Raw genomic sequence first — 20,727 nt, 5'->3', positions numbered from 1 at the left:
GTGGTTTTGGGAGCAAATAGGGGACCGTAGTTCCCCTCGCGTAGCCTCTTAAGTCTTCATGCTTCGCGCTTCGCGCCATTGGCTACCGCAGTACCGTATAATCACGCCACTCCTCCGGCAGCAATCGCTGATAAAGCGGCTGCAGGTAACGGTCGTCAATCAGCAGCAGCACGCCCCGATCCGTTTCGGAGCGGATCAGCCGGCCGCCAGCCTGCTGCACTTTGTTCATGCCAGGGAAGACATAGGCGTACTCGTAGCCGTTTTTGCCCGTGTCCTCGAGGTAGGCCTTGATCAGATTGCGTTCAGGCCCGAGCTGCGGCAACCCTACGCCAACAACGGCCACGCCAGTCAGCCGCTCGCCGACCAAATCGATGCCTTCCGAGAAGATACCGCCCATCACGGCGAAACCAACTAGCGTCCCGTCACGGCCCGCCTGGAACTCGGCCAAGTACTGCTCCCGCACCTCTTCTGGCATCTGGACCGTCTGAACTAGCACGCGCAGTTGGCTATTCTCTCCCTGCTCACCAACAAGATCCGTAAAAGCTTCATACACACTGCTCATGTACGCATACGAAGGGAAGAACACCAAATGGTTGCCTGAACGACTGGTCACCATGTGATGAATCGAGCGGGCAATCGCCTCCCGGCTTCGCTCGCGATCCTGGTAGCGGGTCGACAGCGGCTGGACGAAAACCTCCAGCTGTTCCTTGGCGAAAGGCGAAGGCACGCTCACGGAGTAGTCCTCCTCGCCCGCCCCCAGTGTGTCCATGAAGAAGGATAGCGGTGAAAGCGTCGCCGAGAAGAACACATGCGAGCGATAGCCTTTCCCCATCTGCCGAAGCAGATGAGAGGGGTCCAGGCAGAAGAGCTTCACGCTGACTTCGTTGCGATCCGACGTGAACAACGTCATATAGCGTTCATCGTACAGCTTAGCAATACGAACGAAATTGTGAGCTTCGAAGTAAGTCTCGAGCAGCAGCGGGCTCGCGGGGCTCCCGCCGCTTGCAGCCAGTTCCTTTTCAGCGCCGGCAAGGAAAACATCGAGCAGTGCCAAGAGCGCATCCGGCAGCTCCGGTTCCACCAGCATCGGGCGGTCTCCGATTCTTTTGCGCAGCGTAATGAAATATTGATTGATGGCCTTGGCTGCATCGTGCAAATCAGCGCGAACGCCTTTAAACTCCCGCTGCAGCGCAAGAAAGCCGGATTTAGCCAAAGTGCTGCTGTACATCTCCCGCGCACGGTCAATCAAATTGTGCGCTTCGTCTACGAGCAAAGTCGTGTGCCGCCTCTGTTCCTCGAACAGCCTTTTTAAATTGACGCGAGGGTCAAATATATAGTTGTAATCGCAAATGACCGCGTCTGCCGCATACGCGACATCCAGTGAAAACTCAAACGGACAGACGCGATGCTTCCGTGCATACGATTCAATCACCGTGCGCGTCATGATCGTCTCCGATCCAAGAAGATCGAGCACTGCGCCGTTAATGCGGTCGTAATAACCATCCGCGAATTCGCAGTGCTCCTTGGTGCAGCGGACTTCGTCCTTCAAACACACCTTCTCCTTCGCCGTGATGGTCACGACATGGAGCTGAAGTCCTTGTGCCTGAAGCAGTCCATACGCTTCCTCTGCGGCTGTGCGCGTGATTGTCTTCGCCGTCAAATAAAAAATCCGCTGCAGCAGCCCTTCTCCAATCGCTTTCACCGACGGAAATAAGGTCGACATCGTCTTCCCGATGCCCGTCGGCGCTTTGGCGAACAGCTTGCGTCCTTCGCTGATCGTTTTGTAGACCGCTCCAGCCAGCTTGCGCTGTCCCTCACGATACGCTGGAAACGGGAATGCCAGCTCTTTGATGCTGCGATTCCTCCGCTGCTCATGCTCATAAATCGCCTGTGCATAGGGGTAATACCGCTGCACCACATCATGCACGAACTGCTCCAGCTCGCTGAACGAAGCTTCCTTCACGAATCGGCGCGTATCTTCCGTCTCCACCTGCATATAAGTAAGTTGTATGCGCATATGATGAAGCTCGCGATCTTTGGCTACCATATAGGCATAGCACATCGCTTGCGCCCAATGCACGGGATACGAATCCTCTTCGATCTCGCCAATGTCCGAGGAGGTAGATTTGATCTCATCCACCGTCAAGGGGCCACCGTCCACATCTTGAAGAAGACCGTCGCACCGCCCGTCAATGACGAAAAGGAGCTCCTGGCAGGCAATCTCAGCGGAAACATACACTTCATGCTGATCTGATTCGCCGTATTGTTTCTGCAGTTTTTGATGTGCCTTCGTGCCTTCAACCAGCGCAGCGCTTGTCCGGAAGCCGGACTCAATACTCCCCCTGCGAAACACGTATTCGACCAGAGAGCGCACGGAAATGTTGATCGTTTCAGCCATTCGTCCTTCTCCGTTCTAGAACATTTGTTCTTTATTGTAGCATGCTGACAGACCAAATATCTACTTTTTCAGGAAAGGAGCCCCCATGTTCTATTTCAGTAAGATCTTCCTTAAACTGTTGCGAATGAATAATAAGTTCATCTATAGTCTAGCCTTTCTTTTTATCCTTCTATCAGCCATCAGCGCTTATATGTTGGAAAAAGAAACTTTCGGCAGCATCTTCAACGGACTTTGGTGGGTAATGACAACCGTAACCACCACGGGGTATGGAGACTATGCGCCAAAAACCGTAGCCGGCAAATGCCTAGGCATTTTTCTATATATTTTCGGAATTGGCCTCATCTCCGTCACGATCAGCAAAGTCATTGATTCATTATTCGTATACAGACAGCGAAAGGAAGAGGGCAAATTGAGATATCAAGGCGAACAGCATTTCGTGATCATTGATTGGAGCAAAAACGCCGAGCTGGCGATCCAAGAAATTTTGAACACCGACACATCAACAGAGGTTGTGCTGATCGATACCCTCGAGAAAACACCGATCGTACATAATAGGGTCCATTATATTAGAGGCAATCCTACACATATGGAAACTTTGGAAATGGCGAATATGGAAAGAGCCCGCTCCGTCTTCATCTTCGCCAATGAAATCACAGAGGACCAGGCGATGCTGCGCGACCCCTCCTTTGTCGATGGCAAAACGCTGCTGGTCGCCACCACCATCGAGCGCAATTACCGCAATGTCCACTCCATCGTCGAGATCAAAAACAGCGAAAATATGCAAAACTTCCAGCATGTTAACGTGAATGAATTTATCCTCGGCTCCGAGACCATTTCGCAGCTTGCCGTTCGTTCGGCTTTTTCACCGGGATCGTCACGGATTGTGTCGCAGCTCTTGACCAGACAGTCCAGCAGCAACCTTCAGGTGCTTGGTAAAAAGAGCTCTTGGCGCACGTACCGCGACGCGTTTGAGCAGCTGCTCCTTGAGGGGGCGACCCTGATCTCCGACCGCGATCAACTGAATATTAACCAGAAGTTAGACCAGCTCATTCCCGAGGATGCGCAGCTCTTCGTCATCTGTGATTCGGAAACATACGAACGCCTTTCTAAGCTAAAATAGCACAAATAGGACACCGACCTCTCCGCGTTGCGAGAAGAATGGTGTCCTTTATTTATCCTTATGTTCACCCCTTAGGCTTAGCCTGAACCGGCTGAACCCAACGAAACGGTGTCGTATTCCAAAATAAATCCGGATTGACCTGTACATTATGCGCCCAAAATGTAAAGTGCAAATGCGGCCCTGTCGAGAAGCCGGTCGTGCCGACAAGCCCAATGATGTCGCCTTGTTTCACCCGATCGCCTGTTTTCACCCGCAGTTCGGAGAGATGCGCGTACTGCGAAAAAAGCCCCATCCCATGATCGAGATAGATGGAATTGCCGGTCAAATACAGGCTCTCGGCCAGCGCCACGATCCCGTCATTGGTCGCTTTGATCGGGGTGCCCTCCTTCGCGGCCAAGTCAACGGCCATATGTGCGCTATCGTACTTCCCGTTAACGTAACGGGTATAGCCATATGGCGTTGTCAAAATCCCCTCAATGGGCTTCACGAATGGCCCGCTGAACAGAAACTCTGGCTCGGACTTGCTTCGCGCCAGATCGATTTTCTTCTGATCGGCATTGATGCGCGCCGTATCCTGCTTCATGCTCTCCATCTCAGACGTGACTTTGAGATACTGCGTCTCGAACTTCTTCGGCACGACGGTGAGCGTCTGGTCGCCGATCGGGTATTTGCCGGGTTTCGCACTCATCGAAATCGGCAAATAAGTGAAATATCCCGCTCCGTATGGCTGGAGCGTGTAGGTTTTGTTCAGCCAGGTGATCGTCCCTGGCTCATCGTGACGAACAAGCACCGCATCTCCAGGTGCCGCGCTCTCAGGCACGAGCTTCCACTTGGCGCTCATGATCCCTTTCGCTGCTTCCTGCGTTGCGTAAAGCGCTTTCTCCTTGGCCAGCTGCTGCAAGTGGCTCTTCTCCTTGAGGATGGCCTCTTTGACCTCCGCGGTCATGCCATCCACCCAAGTCTGCCCGCCGTCAGCGGTTATTAGCAGCGGATTCTTCGTATCCTTGCTGCTGGCGGGCAGCGCCCAACCAATACGCGGCGTCAGGAACTGCGTCTGCTTCACCGGAAATGCAGCCGCGCCTAACGTAACCGTCAGCGGGCTAGGGCTAGAACCAACTGAGCTTGTTGCCCCAGCTTCTTCTAAGCTTAAAAGCTCAGCTAGCGAACCATCGACCGCTGTTTCCGCAGCAGCCGCATCTCCCGCTGCGGGCAGCCACAAGCCGCCGCCATCTTCAGTCGCTACTGTTCCATCGGCGTATTTCACCCAGCCATGGTCTAGATCGACCATGCGGAACTCCAGAGCCTCTCTAGGCGGAGGCGTCGGCACCGGTGTTGCTGCGGCGGGAATTTCCTTCACGGCAGCATTCCAGGAAGAGATGGGGCCAAATGGCGATTTGCCTACTACGATGACGACACAGGCCGCGAGCACACAAGCGCCTACCAATAGCGGCCATTGCCGGCGTTTTTTTGATTTCACAGCATCTATTCCTCCCTCGCTGGCGATGGGCTATTTTCTTCCAATACGTGTCCATAATAACATAAAAAACCCGAAGACAGCACGGTCTCCGGGTTTCTATTATATTAAATTTGAACGCCTTTTTTGAGCGCTTTCTGATCACTGCTTGTGTTATTAACTAAAGGAAGTAACTTGACGCTTCGAACCATGGTGGACTGACACAAGTGGCAAGTCGGAACGTGATCGAATGTAAAATTATCTCGCATCCAGCCTTTACAGCCTTCTTGTTCACAAGACCATATCGTCACATTTTCTAGAGGCATCTCTTCAAATGACTTTTTTCTGGAATACATGATGAACCTCCTCAGCGTTTTACGTAAGTAAACTTCAATAGCTAAATTGAAAAAGACTGCCATTACAAAGTAAAGGCAGTCTTTTAAATTATATTACAGTTTTACAACGTTTTCTGCTTGTGGTCCGCGGTTGCCTTGAACAACGCTGAACTCAACTTGTTGGCCTTCATCCAAAGTTTTGAAGCCTTCGCCTTGGATTGCGGAGAAGTGAACGAATACATCGTTGCCGCCTTCAACTTCGATAAAACCGAAACCTTTTTCTGCGTTAAACCATTTTACTGTACCAGTAGCCATGAGAAATACCTCCAAAAATTATTAACATGTTTTTTATTCTTCAAAGAGAAAAAATTCACACATTGCAAAAGGTTCACTAACAAAAATGAAAACCCTTTACAATATGTGAATTCAGGTTCTTTTTGTCGATTGGATTTATCATAACACATCAAATTTGAAAACGCAAACTATTTCCAAATCTTACATGCTAATGTAACCGCTTACCCTGACCTTCCAAACGAACAAAGGAGGAGAGCTCCCCCAACTTTAGTCTAGGTAAGCACTTGGTCCCTGGACCGTTTGCCGCTTAAAGAAGGGACTCTATACTGGAGGTATCGTAAACACTTAGGAGGGTCATCATTTTGTACAGCATAAGCATTGGAACCATATTGTTAGCCTCGTTGCTATTCGTGATATTCACTTGGATCGGGAGCGTTAAAGCTTCTCGACTGCTCTATAGCCGCACAATTGAACGCATGCACCTCAAAACGCGCAAGCTGCTGTTCTGGGCATGGTTCCCAATCATCCCAACTGCCGCGATTCTTGGAGCTATCGTCTGGATGCAGCAGACACTGCTCACTACCTTTTGGATCGATCACGCGCTGATCCAAGCACCGCTGATCCTTCTGCCGCTTCTAACCATCTGGTTCGTAGCCGTGCCTAAACTGCTCAAGCTTCGTGCAATCACGAAGCAAGCTTTAGGTGAGCCCGGGCAGGCAGCGCCTGTTGATTCGACAGCACACATGAGAGCAGCCGCTCCAGGCCTCATCATTCCTTTTCAAATGACTGCACTCGCCGCATTAACTTCCTTTTATTTCGCGCTAGTGCCGCCTGTGCCGTTCCAATGGCTTGATATTTCTATACCGCTGGCTGTCTTCGTGCTGGCAACGGCAGGACTTTGGTGGAGGCACCAGATACGTTATGGGGGGGTTCGTAAAATGGAAACTTATACAGCCCCTGCCTTTTGGAAACGCAGCTTGGTTATGCTCAGTGTACTCGCCGTGCTGGGAACATCTGGTTATTATCTCTTTAACTATGCCATGGATAAAAGTGAGCTGCCTGCGGAAATCGATATGGCAAGCGGGACGCATGATTACGGCGGTGTGAGGCCAGCCGACATGAGTCTGCATAATCACCAGAGCGGAATGGCCGCAATGAACAGCAATTCGGGCAAAATGATCTCTGTCGCCGACCTGACTGGCCCGCGCGAGGGGACGCCGGATCGTCGTTTTACACTAAATGCTCAGAAAAAAACGATCACGCTCAGCTCTGGCAAAACCGTCGATGCCTGGACCTACAATGGGCAAATCCCGGGACCGGAACTCCGCATGAAAGAGGGAGAGTTGATCGAGGTTACGCTCCTTAATCAAGATATTGAGCAAGGCGTTACTGCACACTGGCATGGTCTGGATGTGCCGAATGCCGAAGATGGCGTTGCCGGCGCCACGCAAAATGCTGTCATGCCGGGCGAAACGTATACGTACCGCTTCCGCGCCGAACAGGTCGGCACCTTCTGGTATCACTCCCATCAAGACTCCCGCGAAGCCGTCAGCATGGGACTCTTCGGAGCGTTAATCGTGGAGCCGAAAACGGAACCTTTGCAGCCAGTCAAAGATATTACCGTGATGACGCATCTCTGGAAAGGCGCTTCGATTGCGATTGGCGCCTCGGATCAACTCGAACGCATGGCGATCGCTCCAGGAACGCCTGTCCGAATGCGGCTGATTAACACAGACGATTGGGTGAATCAGAACTACACGCTCGTTGGCACACACTTTGAGGTAGCGGCCATAGATGGAACAGAACTGAATAAGCCGGATGTGTTAACCAATACCCGCGTAATTGTGCCTACAGGCGGCCGGTATGATATCACGTTCATCATGCCTGAGCGTCCAGTCTATTTAAATGTAGGAGGGAATCGGAATGGAGGCATTCTCATGTCCTCCGATGGCAGCGGAAACATCCCTGAGACTCCGCCTACCGTGGCTTTCGATCCTCTTTCTTATGGCAGCCCTGCGGCAACCGCTTTTGATGCGAATAGCCGCTTCGACAGAGAATTTACCTTAATTCTGGATAACAAGCTCGGTATTTTTAACCGTAACTTTGATTTCCTCTACACATTGAATGGCGAAGTATTCCCGAATGCGCCGATGTTTATGGTGAAAGAAGGGGATATCGTCAAAACGACCTTCATGAACCGCGGGAATGTCGATCATCCCATGCATTTGCATGGACATCACATGCTCGTCCTATCGCGCAATGGCAAGCCTTCAACAGGCAGCCCTTGGTGGTCAGATACGCTGAACGTGCTGCCGGGAGAAACGTATGAAGTCGCCTTTGAAGCCAATAATCCAGGGTTATGGATGGATCATTGCCATAATCTCGTGCATGCCGCCGCAGGCATGTCGATGCATCTGATGTACGAAGGCGTGACAACCCCTTATTCCGTGGGCAGCGGAACGCCAAATCATCCCGAGTAAAAAGAGGGAGGGGATGTAGGGTTTGTGTTAGTATTCATAACATTCCGTTGACAATTAGCCGGCATGAGTTTACGCTATAGGAAAGCAGGAACAACACGAACTGAATAATCTCTTTCGTATAACCTTAATAATCGGATTAAGGGTCTCTACTTAGAAACCGTAAATTTCTAGCTACGAAGAATGTGCGCATTTGCATATTTTTCGCGGCTAGTTTTTTTGTGTTCCTGACGTCATACAATAAACAGAAGTAGGAGGTTTATGCCCATGGCGACTATTCTTATTAAACAGGCTGAAATAGTAACAATGAACCGCGACGGGGATATTTTCGTCGGAGATATCCTTATTGAAGACGACAGGATCAAGGCAATTGGACCTGACTTGCCTGTGGACCCCGCGCATGTGGACAAAGTGATTAACGCTACGAACCGAACGGTCATTCCAGGCTTCGTGCAGACACATATTCATCTGTGTCAAACGTTGTTCCGAGGCAAAGGGGACGATCTGGAGCTGATGGATTGGCTAAAACAGCGGATTTGGCCGTTGGAAGCCTCGCATGACGAGGAATCCATCTATTATTCCGCCTTGCTTGGGATCGGCGAGTTGATTCAAAGCGGTACAACGACCATCGTCGATATGGAGACGGTGCATCATACCGACTTTGCCTTTCAAGCCATTGCATCGAGCGGGATTCGCGCTTTGTCCGGCAAAGTGATGATGGACAAGGGCGATGAGGTGCCATTCCCGCTGCAGGAAAAGACGTCCGAATCGCTTCAGCAAAGCGTCGATTTGCTCGAGAAATGGAACGGCCACGACGACGGCCGCATCCAGTACGCGTTCTCGCCGCGATTCGTCATCTCGTGCACGGAGGAGCTGCTGCGTGAAGTTCGCAGCTTATCCGAGCAGTACCACGTGAAAGTGCATACGCACGCATCCGAGAATCTAGGCGAGATCGAGATTGTGCAGGCCGAGACCGGCATGCGCAATGTCGTTTATCTCGACCATCTGGGCTTAGCGAATGAGCGCCTCATACTGGCGCACTGCATTTGGCTTGATGAGGAGGAGAAGCGCATCATCCATGAGCGTGGCGTCCACGTGAGCCACTGCCCAGGCTCAAACCTGAAGCTCGCTTCGGGGATCGCCGAGACGCCCGATATGCTGAAGCTCGACATCTCCGTCTCGCTAGGTGCTGATGGCGCACCGTGCAACAACAATCTCGATATGTTCAACGAGATGCGTTTGGCTGCGCTGATCCAGAAGCCCGTGCACGGACCGACGGCGATGAACGCGCAGACGGTCTTCCGCATGGCGACCATCGGCGGCGCGCGTGCGGTCGGTATGGAGAAGGAGATCGGCAGTCTCGAGGTCGGCAAGAAAGCCGACTTGGCGATCCTCGATCTGATCAATTTCCACACGTATCCGTCCTTCGACGTAGATCCGATCTCGCGCATCGTGTACTCCGCGACACGCGCTGATGTGGAGACAACGATCATCAATGGTCGGATCGTGATGGAAAACCGCCTCATACGGACGATCGATAAGGATATCGTCCTGCCTGAGGCAAACCGCTCGATTCAGCGGCTGTTGAAGCGCGCTAATCTGCGCTAGTCAGCAAAAGCCAGCCTTCTACCGGTACTCAGATGCCGGTGGATGGCTGGCTTTTTATCATTTTCCCGCCGATTCCTATGCGAGTAGTTGTAAAAAGTACAGCAAACTTTTACTTTTTCTTGATTCTCTCAGATAATCGTGCATTTTATACATCAAATTCAGGGAATATGGCAACAATGGCGCGATTCCGCTGATTTTGCTGCCGTTTTTACATGAATTGCCTACCTGCAGGTGAATTCTCCTGTATTTGATGTAGTTTTTACATGTTGCGGCTAGCATTCGTCCTCTGCGGCTAGTGTAAACAAGTTTCCGATCTCTATTTCTGCCATATACTATTGCATTCATTAAATCAGGGAAGGCGGGACTCCTATGATCCACTTCTCAAAGCCCCTTCTACAACCCAAGGTCGAAGTAAATGCGGGTCAGGCAGGTCTGACCGAACTGTCCAGCAAGATCAGACACACCCATTACCCTAAAGTTATCAAAATTGTACCCGTAGCTGGCCAAGTCGGAGATATTCAAACTAATTCTTCTACGAGCCGAGTCTACTATGTCTTTGGTGATCATTTAATAGGCGTACTGGACGGTAACACTAATAAAGTGATCGGTCGTGTTCAGACGGGGGATGGCGCAACATTCCTAGCTGTGAACAAGCGCACCAACCGAATTTATTCTACGAACTTTCGAGCTGCCAGCGTCACTGTCATTAACGGAAAATCGAACAAAGCAATCACCAACGTCTCTGTCGGCGAGCGCCCTTTTGGCCTTGCCATTCATCGCGGAAGCAATCGCATTTATGTCGCCAGTATGAGCGGAACGATCAGCGTCTTCGACGGCGGTACCAACCGTGTCCTCAAAACCATAAGAGTCGGCGGATCACCAGCCCTTATCGCAATTGATGAACAATCCAATCGGATCTATGTCACGAATGTAGGCAAAGACTCCGTTCATGTTATTAACGGTTCTACGCTAAACGTGATCAAAACGATTAAAGTAGGTAAAAATCCAATTATTACACCAGCTATCATCCCTGAGACGAATCAGATCTACGTAGCCAATAACCTAAGCCGCTTTGCTTCTGTGATATCAGGTACAACACTTGGAAGAAGCACGCCTATTCAACTCGGAAGACGCCAAAGCGAGCTAGCCGTAAACGTTCTAACGAATCGCATCTATTTATCGAGCGCTCAGCAGGAGGGAAAAGGCGAACTTTTCGTTATTAACGGGCTGACGAATACAATCAAGACCACTTTATCCATTCCCACGTTCTCTTCACTCCTTGTCAATCCGTTGACAAACCGTTACTATGTCGGAAATTCAGACAACCGAGATTTGTTCGTGTACAGCGGACTAACGAATAGGCTGCTGGTCAAGCTGCGAACTGGGCAGTCAGCAGGGAGCATGGCTTTGAATAAGCGAAGCAACCGGATTTATGTTGGCAATGAAAGCTCAATCACCGTCATTCAAGATCACAGATAACAAATAAGCCCCTAAACCCACAGGATGTGGGCTTGGAGGCTTATTGGTATTAACCCTCGCTGCTTGAGCGAAGGGTGGTATTTTTGCGCTGAACAGCTTTCATTAGATCAGCGTTAGTCGCATGTTCATCGGCCATATGAATCAATGCACCGACGTCTTTCGGCAAGCATTTGCCGCCGTAGCCGCGATTGTCCTCATATACGAAGGTATGGCTTCGTCCTATTCTTGGGTCCTCCAGCCAAACCTCGCGCAGCTCATTGTAATCAATGCCATGGGCTCCGGCAATATCATAGAACTCGTTGCAGAAAGAGACTTTAAGCGCAAGAAAGCAGTTCTCCATATACTTCGCCAGCTCTGCGGTACGAGCATCGGTCTGCCGAATTCGAACCTCTGCATTGTACACTTGTTGGTAGGCGCGAATGACCAAGCCGATGTCAGCGGACTGCCCTCCGAACGTAAGCCATGTCCGGTGCCGAAGATCCGAGAAATGATGATCGACGGTTTCCCCATAATATTCGGGTTGAAACACGATTCTCTTCCCCGTTCGTTCCTTCATCGCATCTGTGAAACCGACAGGGACAGTTGACCGAATCACAATCACTGTGGCGGTCAGCCATGCGATGACTTCCTCAACGATAGAGGTATCGCATTGACCGCCTGGAAGCGAGGGAGTTGGCACACAAATAAAAGCTACCTCGCAAGCATTTACCTCCGATTTGCTGCCTATTTCCATAGGCGCATCATACACTGAGGCAATCGGAAATAGCGCGTGAATCGCTTTTCCCACATGCCCGTAGCCCACAATACCAATTTTCGTCATATACCCTCGCCCCTTGTCATTCGCTGTTTACAACCGCCAGATGCTGCTACGCTGCAACCTGATTTTCCTTTGCTTGCTCCCGCTCATGGCGCTTTTTCTGTACACCCAGCAGGATGAAGACTAAGAAATAATATCCCCAATATAGAGCGAATTCCTCCAACGAAGGATTCTGCGTATAGCCTAGGAACGCTTTAAAGAAAATCCCAACTTGACCGCTGAGCAGCGGCTCTTTCCCATAATCACGAAGATACTGCACACCATCGATAGGATGCTCCGGCATGAATGCCGTTATATTATAGATTTCACCTATTTGGTGACCTGCTGTTCGATATAAACTACCCATAATCCCTAAATCTTGCATAATCCCAATCGCTTGAACGAATAGTCCCGCAGAAATCATCATCAGAAATACAGCGGTTATCCGGAAAAATGTTCCTAAACGGATCTTTTTCGTTCCTTTGAAAAAAAGAAGACCAACCACAATGGCCAGCACTAGTCCGAACAGTGCTCCCCAGCTTTCAAGCGCTTTCTGGATGTTGCCGCCGGTAATTGCTGCGAAGAAGAAAACCGTTTCTACCCCTTCACGCACAACAACCAGGAAGGAATGTACAACCATATTGATAGCGCCGCCAATGGTGAGAATATGTGCTACCTTACTCTGTACCTTTCCTTGCAGCTCACTGCTTTGCTTGCCCATAAACATGATCATATGCGTTAAAAGACCAGATGAGATAAGCATAATCCCGATTTTCATGTAATTCTGACTGCCCATACTCGCAAATCCCGTTAACAGCACTTGGAAAGCTAGGGCCAAGCCATAACTAACGACTAACGCCAGTACCACGCCAACCCATACCCATTTATGCCACTTAATTGCATCGATGCGGGTTAAATAAGTTAGAATGACACCAACAATAAGAATAGCTTCAAGCGCTTCGCGAAATGTAATGAGAAAAGCCTGTAAATCCATAGTTTGCCCCCTGTCCTCTATCATCCCTTCATACGGAAAGACACTTGCGCGTAAGCGGCACAAGTGTCTTTCTATGAGCGAAAAGATTAACGAAGGATAATGATGTCACCATTTTGGTAGAATACGCCATAACCGAACAATTCAGCTACTGCGCGCAGAGGAATGAAGGAGCTGCCATTTTCAAGAACAACAGGTTGATCCAATTTGACTTTCTCATTCACTTTACCATTCTCAACAACTTGATCGGAACCTGCTACGATTTCTGTTTTCTTACCATCTTTCGTGATAACGATTGTTTTCGTTGCTTCTACCCACTCAACTTGGGCGTTAATCGCTTGAGCAATAAGACGAACCGGCACTAACGTACGGCCGCTTTCTTGATTGACGAACGGTGCGTTTTCAGCTGTGAAAGGAGCGCCATTTACTTTATAAGCCTTGTCGCCAACTTTCAAGCTAGAACCGTCTTTGTCAACGATGTACTTCAAGATTTCGAAACCAGCTTCTCTTGTAACAGCGACATCGGATTTATCAACAGCTTCTGTTAATTTCGTAGCCGCAACACTTGCAGCTGCATATTTCTCTTTACCTAGGAAAACTTCTTGGCTAGCTAGGAACATTGTACCTTCTGCCACATAACCACGAGCGCCTTGCAAGTCACCAGCATCTTGTTTAACAAATATTTGGTTGATGTACTCGGATACTTTACCGATCATTGTGCGTTGAAGAGCGTCACCGATTTCATCTTTTTTGATTTTGCTAGCATCGCCTGAAGCGAATGCATTTTTCACGAAATCAGCATCAGCTGGGCTTCCGCCTTTAAGGTATGTATAGACTGGCATGAAGAGGAAGTAGCCTTCAGTAATAGCTTTCGGTTGATCAGCCGGTGCAGCCAATCCAACGTTTTCAGCATATGTATAAGCGGCTAATGCGTAGTTCTTAATCAACGTTTTGTCAAGAATTTGACGGTGGAAGTTGAAGTCATTCAAGTTGTTATCTTTGATGTCTTTTTGGATCAGTTCAATCGTTGTTTTCAAAAGAGGAACCATGTTCAAGCTGAACTTGGTATCACGTTTCGTAACATTCGGCAGCAAGGCACCTTCATAGACTTGAACAACTTTATCGAAGGCAGCAGTCGCTCCAGCAACGTCGCCTTTGGTCAACGCAGGACGAACTTGGTTGCTCATCATATCACGAAGGAAGAAGAAGAAGTACCATTGCAAGCCTTTGTCGATAGCTTCTTTGGCTTGGCCAACTTGCAAATCTCCTTTAATTGCTGCGTCCAATACAAGCAAGATGTTTGCATCCATTTTAGGATCATCGGCTTTGATGTTCACATCAAGGCGTTTTACATCCGTTTGGAATTTATCTACGTACAATTTCTTAACATCAGCAAGAACGGTTTTATCTGTAAAAAGTGCTTTGATGTCCGTGAAGGCTTTAAGTTTATCAGAAATTGTTTGGTCTTCTTTGATTTGAAATTTAGTTTCTGCAAAAGCAACGGATGATACTGTAACAACACTGGATAAAGCAATGGATGCACTTAGTACTACAGCTAGAAATTTACGCATGACATTCTCCCCTAATCATTCAATTTATTGGCTGGTCTTACGGTTAAATCCACTTTCTCTTGCGGGCAAACCATACGCCCCCACCTAGTAAAACAACGACACCGCCGATAACAACTATGCTGATAATCGGGTTCGTTTTGTCCTTGCGCTGCATAGGTGCATGTGCGGATGCTTCTTTCACCGGCTCAGCTTGCTTCACAGTTGTGCTTGCTATGTCAGCTGCTTTAGCAGGCGCTGTTGCTGTTGCTGTTGCTGCTGCGGATGCTGCTGGCGTACTCGAAGCGGCTTCTGCTGTCGGCGTTGGACTTGGGCTTGGACTAGGACTAGCCGATGCAGACGCAGACGGCTCGGGTGCCTTCGTCTCCACGGCTGCTGCCACATCCGGCGCTTTCGTCTCTACCGGTTTGGCCTCTTTCACCACAGCAACAGGTTGTTCTTGCTTAGGAGTCGGCTCCGACTTAGGCGTCGCTGTCGGTTGAACGACAGGCGTCGGCTCACTTGGCGCAGCAGGCGCTGCAGACGCTTGGTAAGGGAATACCGGCTTCACTTTACCGTAGATGAAGCCAACCTTCTCCTTAAAAACGTCAGGTTGTACCGGCTTCTTCCCAACACCGAACAATCCTGGATTCCCTAAGGCATCGAGCGCCTCATCAAAAGCTTTCTCGATATCCGCTGTGCCTGAACTCATATAAGGCTGCAGAGTGTCATAGGTCGCTTTGGCCTTAGCAAGTAACAACTTGGATGCTGCGTAATCGTCAATCCCCTGTATGGCATAGGTAAATCGCCGATCCAAATTCATGACTAGCACACCTTTGAAATTGGCGATAACCGCTTTGCTGTCTTTAGCCTTAAAATTAGCATCCAGCGTGCTGCCGACCGCTTCGCCAAAGTGCGATACGATTTCCGCCCTTCTCTCTTGATAGGCGCTCTCTGCCGCATTCCAATCGCTTCCCCCGTTACCAATGCTGGATTGCACCAACTTGAACGTTTCAGCTACATCTTCTGTATTGGCATCCCCGTAGGAATAGGCTAGAGCTGAGACCGGTAAGATGATTAGTGCCGTAAGAACGGCCATCAGACCGGCTAAAAATTGTCTTTTCAAATTTTCACCCCCAGACAATTAATTTAAAAATTTTGAATATTTTTTCTTCCGAGACTATTACACGTTGATAATGATAATTAATATCAATAAATGTGTCAACAAGTATTTTTTATTGCCTCCAGCCCCTTTTTATTTAACCCACTCGTACAAAATAATACGGTGATAAGCCGGGTCAAACAGAGCTTCCGACGTGAATTCAGCAATTTGTTTCAAGTGCCCCTCTACAGGCATGCCCTGCTGAATAAAACCTTGAACGACATGGTCGGTTAGCAGAACACGCCGCTTCGGATCCACTTCTGCCAGTGCTTGAAAATAAGCGTATGTGTAAATCCGCTCATGGTCATAGTCCGCTCCCAAATAGTGCAGCACCCGCGTCTCTTCCCAAGTGAAAAGCACGAAAGGCTCTTGTATCTGACGCGCATAGTCATGCAGCTGATAAACAGCAGGCTCTTCCACGGCTTGACGCTTCTGAAGCTCGGAACCGTAGATTGTTTGCACGATGAGAAGACCAACAAGCAAACTGTACAGCACGGCACGCATGGCGCGTACAAGCGGCTGCTTGGCTGACTTTAACCGCTCCGCTATTCGGACGGTTAGCACGAAAAGCAGCAGGAATATAGGCGCAAGCAGCGGTACAATGTGGCGTGGCTTCTCAATATTTTGGCCTAACAACGCCCAAAGCGCGTATAGAATGGCACAGCCGGTAAATCCATATATGAAATGGCGATTCTCCCTGCTCTGCTCTTCATTTCCGATGAGCAATCGGCCTATCCCTGCCGTGACGACAAGCAGGACAAAACCCACAGCGATAAGCGTTGAACCCCCAGTTAAGGCAGATCCCGCTAAATTCCTGACAAATAACTGCGTTATTCGCTCCCCAATTGGCATGGGAGTTGAGACAACCCCACCGCCCCATTCAGAAAAGTGGCCTTCAACGAAGGCTACTGACAGCTTCCAGAAGCCTGCTAATGTACCTTCGGACATAACCAAGCCGGCTACCCATAGAAGCTGAAACAGCGAGGCTGCCAGAGCAGCTAACCCCAACTTGCGCCATCTGCCTGGTCCTTTCCATAAGCTGTGCCATAGAGGTACAATCGCAAAAGCGAAGGGAAAGAACGATAATCGTGTACCCATTAGAAAACCAAGCACCATGAGTGACAAACCATGTCGAAACAGCGAATTTTGGCGGTCCATAGCATAACGTACACTCCAGAGAAACCACCAAAGCAAAGCCATTCCCGCACATTCCGACATGGGACGCGAGGACATCAGCCATAGATAAGGGCTGCTTAGAACGAGAGCCGGGAGCAAAAAGCTTATCGCCCCGCTGCCGCTTAAACGACGCGCCAGCCAACAAATCGGCAGTACGGCGCTTAGTGCGGCTAAGGCATTAAAGATGGTTAGCGCTTTCAATCCATTATTTATCCATAGGTTAATCACCCATCCACCTAAAATAAAGTAAGGATATCCCGGAAAATGAGGCTGCATAGCAAGAAGATCATACCGATTTAAAGCAAGTGTGAAATCCACTTCATCCCATGTTCGCACATAGGGACTTGCGTAGAAGATGCTAAGATACGTCACTGTTCCACTAACAGCAACGACCAGCAGCATCAACAGCCTATTCATTGCAGTGTGCTTCATACACGCGCTTCATCCCGCTTCAATCGAAGGCTTGCTTGGCGTTTCTTGGAGACTGGACGTCTCATTTCTTTATAGATTGCCGGAATAACAGAGGAAACGTACTGTCTGAACTTGATGAAGGATTGGCCTTTCGTCCTTACCTGGTAGGAAATCGGAATCTCCTCCAGCCTGTAGCCTTGACGGACCAGATTAATCGTTAGCACCTGGGCGTAGTTGTAATCATGAATAATGACGGCATTCTCCATGGCGTCGCGCGAGAAACCGCGCATCCCCGATTGGCCGTCGTAAATCCATCTGCGCAGAAGGATCGCCTGCAGCAGAGTGAACGTATAGTTGCCAAGTCTCCGGTGCAGCTTCATGCCCTTGATGTTCCCTTTGAAGCGTGAGCCAAAGGTGTACTCCGCATGTCCAGCGATGATAGGCGCCAGGACGTCAGGAATTTGTTCCGGCGGATACTCATTATCCGCATCGATCATGATGCCAATGTCGGCGCCTAGCAGGCAGCATTGCTTCAGCCCTTCGCGGACGGCAGCGCCGAGCCCTTTATTGTGCGGAAACGACACCATGTGGTCGGCTCCCGCTGCCTTGGCGACGGCGACCGTACGGTCCTTGGAGCCGTCGTTGATCACCAGCACTTCCACCTCGTAGTCGGGGTGGAAGAATCTCGGTACGCGGGCAATAACCCCGCTGATATTCTCTTCTTCGTTATGTGCCGGCATGAAAACGATAATTTTCTTCTTAGTCATGTTGGTCGATAGCCTCCGTTAGTACAGGTCCGCGACTGTGGCTTGGAAACGGCGCGCCAAGCAGATAGGCGAGCGTCGGTGCCATAGATACGAGGGAATGCTTCTCATCAATGCGGTAGCCTTGCTTGATCATCGGACCATGCAGGAAGAAAGGCACATAGCGCTCTCCCTCATCTAGGTGGCCATGACCGCCGATGCCGTCTGCTTGGCCGTGATCCGCGCAAATAATGAGCGTCGTGTTCTCCATCATTCCCTGTTCCTCCAGCCAGCCCGCGAACTCCTCGATCAGCTTGTCGGCTTCTGCAATTTTCTGTGTGTAGTCGTCATATAACACGCCACGACTGTGTCCTGTTTGATCAACACCGATGAGCTGTGCAACCAGCAAATCGGGATTTTGCTCCGCCATAATCTTCTTAGCCCGTTCAATAATATTGCGGTCGGCAACGTCATTATGCATGACGGCCGTTACGCTCTCCACATCGTCGCCCATAGAGTCAATTAAGTGAGCGATGCCGAGAAGACGCCCTTTCTTACCCACTTTCCGCAGCGAATCAAAAATGCTCTCAACCCGGATCCCCAGTCTCCACACCATATTGGAGCGGATGCCATGCTCTCGTGGGTACGTCCCCGTGAACATGGAGGAGAAGCAGACAACGGTGCGTGCGGGATACACGGTCTCCATCTGGGCGTACTCCGTACCTTCCGAGCGCAGCTTCTTCATGAATGGCGCGTCCGCTTCTTCGAAGCGCTCTTTGCGCATGCCGTCTACCACGATGACGATAACCTTCTTATTAAGTGCTTCGCCCCCAGCTTGAACCTTGCTGGAATCACGCGTATAGGTCGGAATTTCCGCAGGCTTCCAGTCAAATAAGTACCGATGAAGAATAAAGCTGTACAGCAGCAAGCCTCCTGCAAAAAGCAGACCTGTACCCACGTCGGAGGAGGTGCCATTTTCAAATTGACGATAATAATGGTTCCACACAAACAGCAGCAGCAAGAACTTAGGCATCTGCTCCTGTGCATTACCGCTAGTCGAATCGCTGTTCTTCAAAACAAGCTTCCAAAAGCGGGTAAAGTTCCACCAAGTTGTCCCAATTCTCAGATGATAATAAAAAGTTCCCCAGAAGTAGATGGTGAAAAATAAAAACAGTCCGATCGCTAATAAATAAAGGAAAAATTCAGACGATTCCCAAACTAGTATGGCGGCTATAAGGGGCAGCCACAAGTAATTGCGTAAAAAAAGCGGAAAATCGAAGCAATAATACAGGACAAAAAGAGGGAGGGTCACAAGAAGACCCAGACCGCAAGCTGACCAGAAGCCGGGATCGGACCACTGGGCGATGTGATAGAGCAGGAAAACCCCTACAACGAAAATCGGAGTAAACGGTTTGCCTTCGTTAAGAAGGTTCCAGCACCTCGCTGCTACAATTTCAAATGATGAAGCTTTCTTCATACGTTGTCATCCTTCCGTAGAAAAGCATGTCTTGTTGTTGGAATAGCTGGCTTAAGTCTTTTAATCCAATTCCTCATTTCATGCCAATGTAGCGGCATTCGTACAAGGGAGTAAGCACCTAAGGTAAATGCAAAAAGAAACTTAAATGTATGCGAGACAAGCGCCGCCCGATAAGCGTCTCTTCCATCTATGCCCAGCAGCACTAGTGAACCGCTCATTGTGCTTTCGTAAGTACCAATACCGCCTGGGGTAATATGAAAAATTTGACCGGCGATCGTCATGCTATTCGCCCAAACGAGGGAAATAGCCCCTGGCTGTAGGCCCATCATACGAGCAACTGCGTAGATCACACCTGCCTCCAGGACCCAACTTAATGTGATGAGTGCGATGATGAAGATCCCTTTAAGCGAGAGGATTTGAAGATTAAAATAAGCCGCGTGTTTCGCCACAAATGGCATTCGGCGGATAGCAGGCAGGAAATGGGCTGACGCTAGGAGGAGGGCTCCACCGGCCATAACCGTCACCCATATCCACGAAGATGGCAGGCCCAGTCGTATAATGCCGATTCCACCTATCGCCGCTAAGACGAGCATATCGATCAACCGCATAACCGCGACCGAATGTAGCGCCTCATCCCAGGTGGCTTTCCCATGCTTCATGAACAAACCTGCGCGTACACCGTCCCCCGCTTTGATCGGAAGCACATGGTTAATCAACAAACTGTAGCTAATGGCATGGAAATAAACGCTGATCCGCACCCCGGTTCCTGCATACAACCGCCAGGCCGCCGCCTTTAATAGGAAAGAAATCAAATAAACACCCGTCATGAAGATGAACCACCGAGGCCTCTGGAGAAGCAGTCCGACATCCTGCAGCCATTCCTCTGAATTGAACCATCGCCAAGTCAAATACAGCGAGCACATCACCATCAGAAGGGCAATAAAACGAATAAGCCGCTTTTTCGGCATTTCTTTAACCTTCTTTTATGTAAAATATTTCGGACATTTTTTGATAATGATTATCATTGCTAATTATAGAAGGTACCTTGACTACGCGTCAATGATAATATTGGATGTTTTATCCCTCCGCAAAGAGTAATCTTCAGCGCCTCGTAGCGCGGCTGTAGACAGCTCGTGCGAGCTTGTGCCTGAGAACGTTACCATTTGCGAGCCGCTGCGGGTCTGGCACGGCCCTGAACGGCCTGGAGACCTATTTTTGCATTGCTGCTTAGATGTCTGCCATTTAGGGAAGGATAGGAAC

At 49.7% G+C, this 20,727-nt stretch carries 16 protein-coding genes and 1 riboswitch; of the genes, 4 read left to right on the top strand and 12 right to left on the bottom strand.

The window, feature by feature from the left end:
- Window positions 1–82: 82 nt before the first annotated feature.
- Window positions 83–2,398 (bottom strand): ATP-dependent DNA helicase, encoded by a 2,316-nt coding sequence (locus tag AC58UW_RS18915; protein WP_497422161.1) that lies wholly within the window; start codon window positions 2,396–2,398, stop codon window positions 83–85.
- A 124-nt stretch (window positions 2,399–2,522) separates the two neighbouring features.
- Between AC58UW_RS18915 and AC58UW_RS18910 the strand changes: the two genes are divergently transcribed.
- A complete protein-coding gene (locus AC58UW_RS18910) occupies window positions 2,523–3,518 on the top strand; it encodes an ion channel (protein ID WP_497422160.1) in 996 nt (331 codons plus the stop codon).
- Between the two features lie 64 nt (window positions 3,519–3,582).
- Here the strand turns inward: AC58UW_RS18910 and AC58UW_RS18905 are convergent, their stop codons facing one another.
- The 3 genes from AC58UW_RS18905 to AC58UW_RS18895 form a co-directional block, all read right to left on the bottom strand.
- On the bottom strand, window positions 3,583–4,995 hold the full coding sequence (locus AC58UW_RS18905; RefSeq protein WP_497422159.1) for a M23 family metallopeptidase: 1,413 nt from the start codon (window positions 4,993–4,995) through the stop codon (window positions 3,583–3,585).
- 104 nt (window positions 4,996–5,099) lie between these two features.
- Window positions 5,100–5,327, bottom strand: a complete 228-nt coding sequence (locus tag AC58UW_RS18900) for a cold-shock protein (RefSeq protein ID WP_145665171.1) — start codon at window positions 5,325–5,327, stop codon at window positions 5,100–5,102.
- 93 nt (window positions 5,328–5,420) lie between these two features.
- Window positions 5,421–5,621: a cold-shock protein gene (locus tag AC58UW_RS18895; protein ID WP_127453854.1), complete on the bottom strand. Its 201-nt coding sequence runs from the start codon at window positions 5,619–5,621 to the stop codon at window positions 5,421–5,423.
- Window positions 5,622–5,962: 341 nt separating this feature from the next.
- Here AC58UW_RS18895 and AC58UW_RS18890 point away from each other — a divergent pair, with 341 nt between their 5' ends.
- From AC58UW_RS18890 to AC58UW_RS18880, 3 genes are all read left to right on the top strand, one after another.
- Window positions 5,963–8,080 (top strand): multicopper oxidase family protein, encoded by a 2,118-nt coding sequence (locus AC58UW_RS18890; RefSeq protein ID WP_497422158.1) that lies wholly within the window; start codon window positions 5,963–5,965, stop codon window positions 8,078–8,080.
- Between the two features lie 94 nt (window positions 8,081–8,174).
- A riboswitch (purine riboswitch) is annotated at window positions 8,175–8,274 on the top strand.
- Window positions 8,275–8,344: 70 nt separating this feature from the next.
- Window positions 8,345–9,685, top strand: coding sequence for a 5'-deoxyadenosine deaminase (locus AC58UW_RS18885; protein ID WP_497422157.1), 1,341 nt, complete (start codon window positions 8,345–8,347; stop codon window positions 9,683–9,685).
- A 369-nt stretch (window positions 9,686–10,054) separates the two neighbouring features.
- Window positions 10,055–11,164, top strand: coding sequence for a YncE family protein (locus AC58UW_RS18880; RefSeq protein WP_497422156.1), 1,110 nt, complete (start codon window positions 10,055–10,057; stop codon window positions 11,162–11,164).
- Window positions 11,165–11,213: 49 nt separating this feature from the next.
- On the opposite strand, the gene AC58UW_RS18875 is transcribed toward AC58UW_RS18880, so the two are convergent.
- The 8 genes from AC58UW_RS18875 to AC58UW_RS18840 all read right to left on the bottom strand — a co-directional run bounded on the left by AC58UW_RS18875 (window position 11,214) and on the right by AC58UW_RS18840 (window position 20,435).
- Window positions 11,214–11,984, bottom strand: a complete 771-nt coding sequence (locus tag AC58UW_RS18875; RefSeq protein ID WP_497422155.1) for a Rossmann-fold NAD(P)-binding domain-containing protein — start codon at window positions 11,982–11,984, stop codon at window positions 11,214–11,216.
- Between the two features lie 46 nt (window positions 11,985–12,030).
- Window positions 12,031–12,954 (bottom strand): FTR1 family iron permease, encoded by a 924-nt coding sequence (locus AC58UW_RS18870; protein WP_497422154.1) that lies wholly within the window; start codon window positions 12,952–12,954, stop codon window positions 12,031–12,033.
- A gap of 86 nt (window positions 12,955–13,040) precedes the next feature.
- On the bottom strand, window positions 13,041–14,522 hold the full coding sequence (locus AC58UW_RS18865) for a copper amine oxidase N-terminal domain-containing protein (protein WP_497422153.1): 1,482 nt from the start codon (window positions 14,520–14,522) through the stop codon (window positions 13,041–13,043).
- Between the two features lie 43 nt (window positions 14,523–14,565).
- Window positions 14,566–15,624, bottom strand: a complete 1,059-nt coding sequence (locus AC58UW_RS18860; protein ID WP_497422152.1) for a hypothetical protein — start codon at window positions 15,622–15,624, stop codon at window positions 14,566–14,568.
- A gap of 129 nt (window positions 15,625–15,753) precedes the next feature.
- Window positions 15,754–17,268 (bottom strand): glycosyltransferase family protein, encoded by a 1,515-nt coding sequence (locus tag AC58UW_RS18855; RefSeq protein WP_497422151.1) that lies wholly within the window; start codon window positions 17,266–17,268, stop codon window positions 15,754–15,756.
- The gene (locus AC58UW_RS18850) at window positions 17,265–18,014 is read right to left on the bottom strand and encodes a glycosyltransferase family 2 protein (protein ID WP_497422150.1); all 750 of its coding nucleotides are present in this window, start codon (window positions 18,012–18,014) and stop codon (window positions 17,265–17,267) included. The genes AC58UW_RS18855 and AC58UW_RS18850 overlap by 4 nt, the downstream gene beginning before the upstream one ends.
- The gene (locus AC58UW_RS18845) at window positions 18,007–19,467 is read right to left on the bottom strand and encodes an alkaline phosphatase family protein (protein ID WP_497422149.1); all 1,461 of its coding nucleotides are present in this window, start codon (window positions 19,465–19,467) and stop codon (window positions 18,007–18,009) included. Before AC58UW_RS18845 ends, AC58UW_RS18850 begins: the two co-directional genes overlap by 8 nt.
- A complete protein-coding gene (locus tag AC58UW_RS18840) occupies window positions 19,464–20,435 on the bottom strand; it encodes a lysylphosphatidylglycerol synthase transmembrane domain-containing protein (protein WP_497422148.1) in 972 nt (323 codons plus the stop codon). Before AC58UW_RS18840 ends, AC58UW_RS18845 begins: the two co-directional genes overlap by 4 nt.
- Window positions 20,436–20,727 lie beyond the last annotated feature (292 nt).

Source organism: Paenibacillus sp. J22R160, assembly GCF_059692135.1.
Note: the sequence above shows the minus strand (reverse complement) of the source record. Positions and strands in the feature narration are given on the sequence as shown.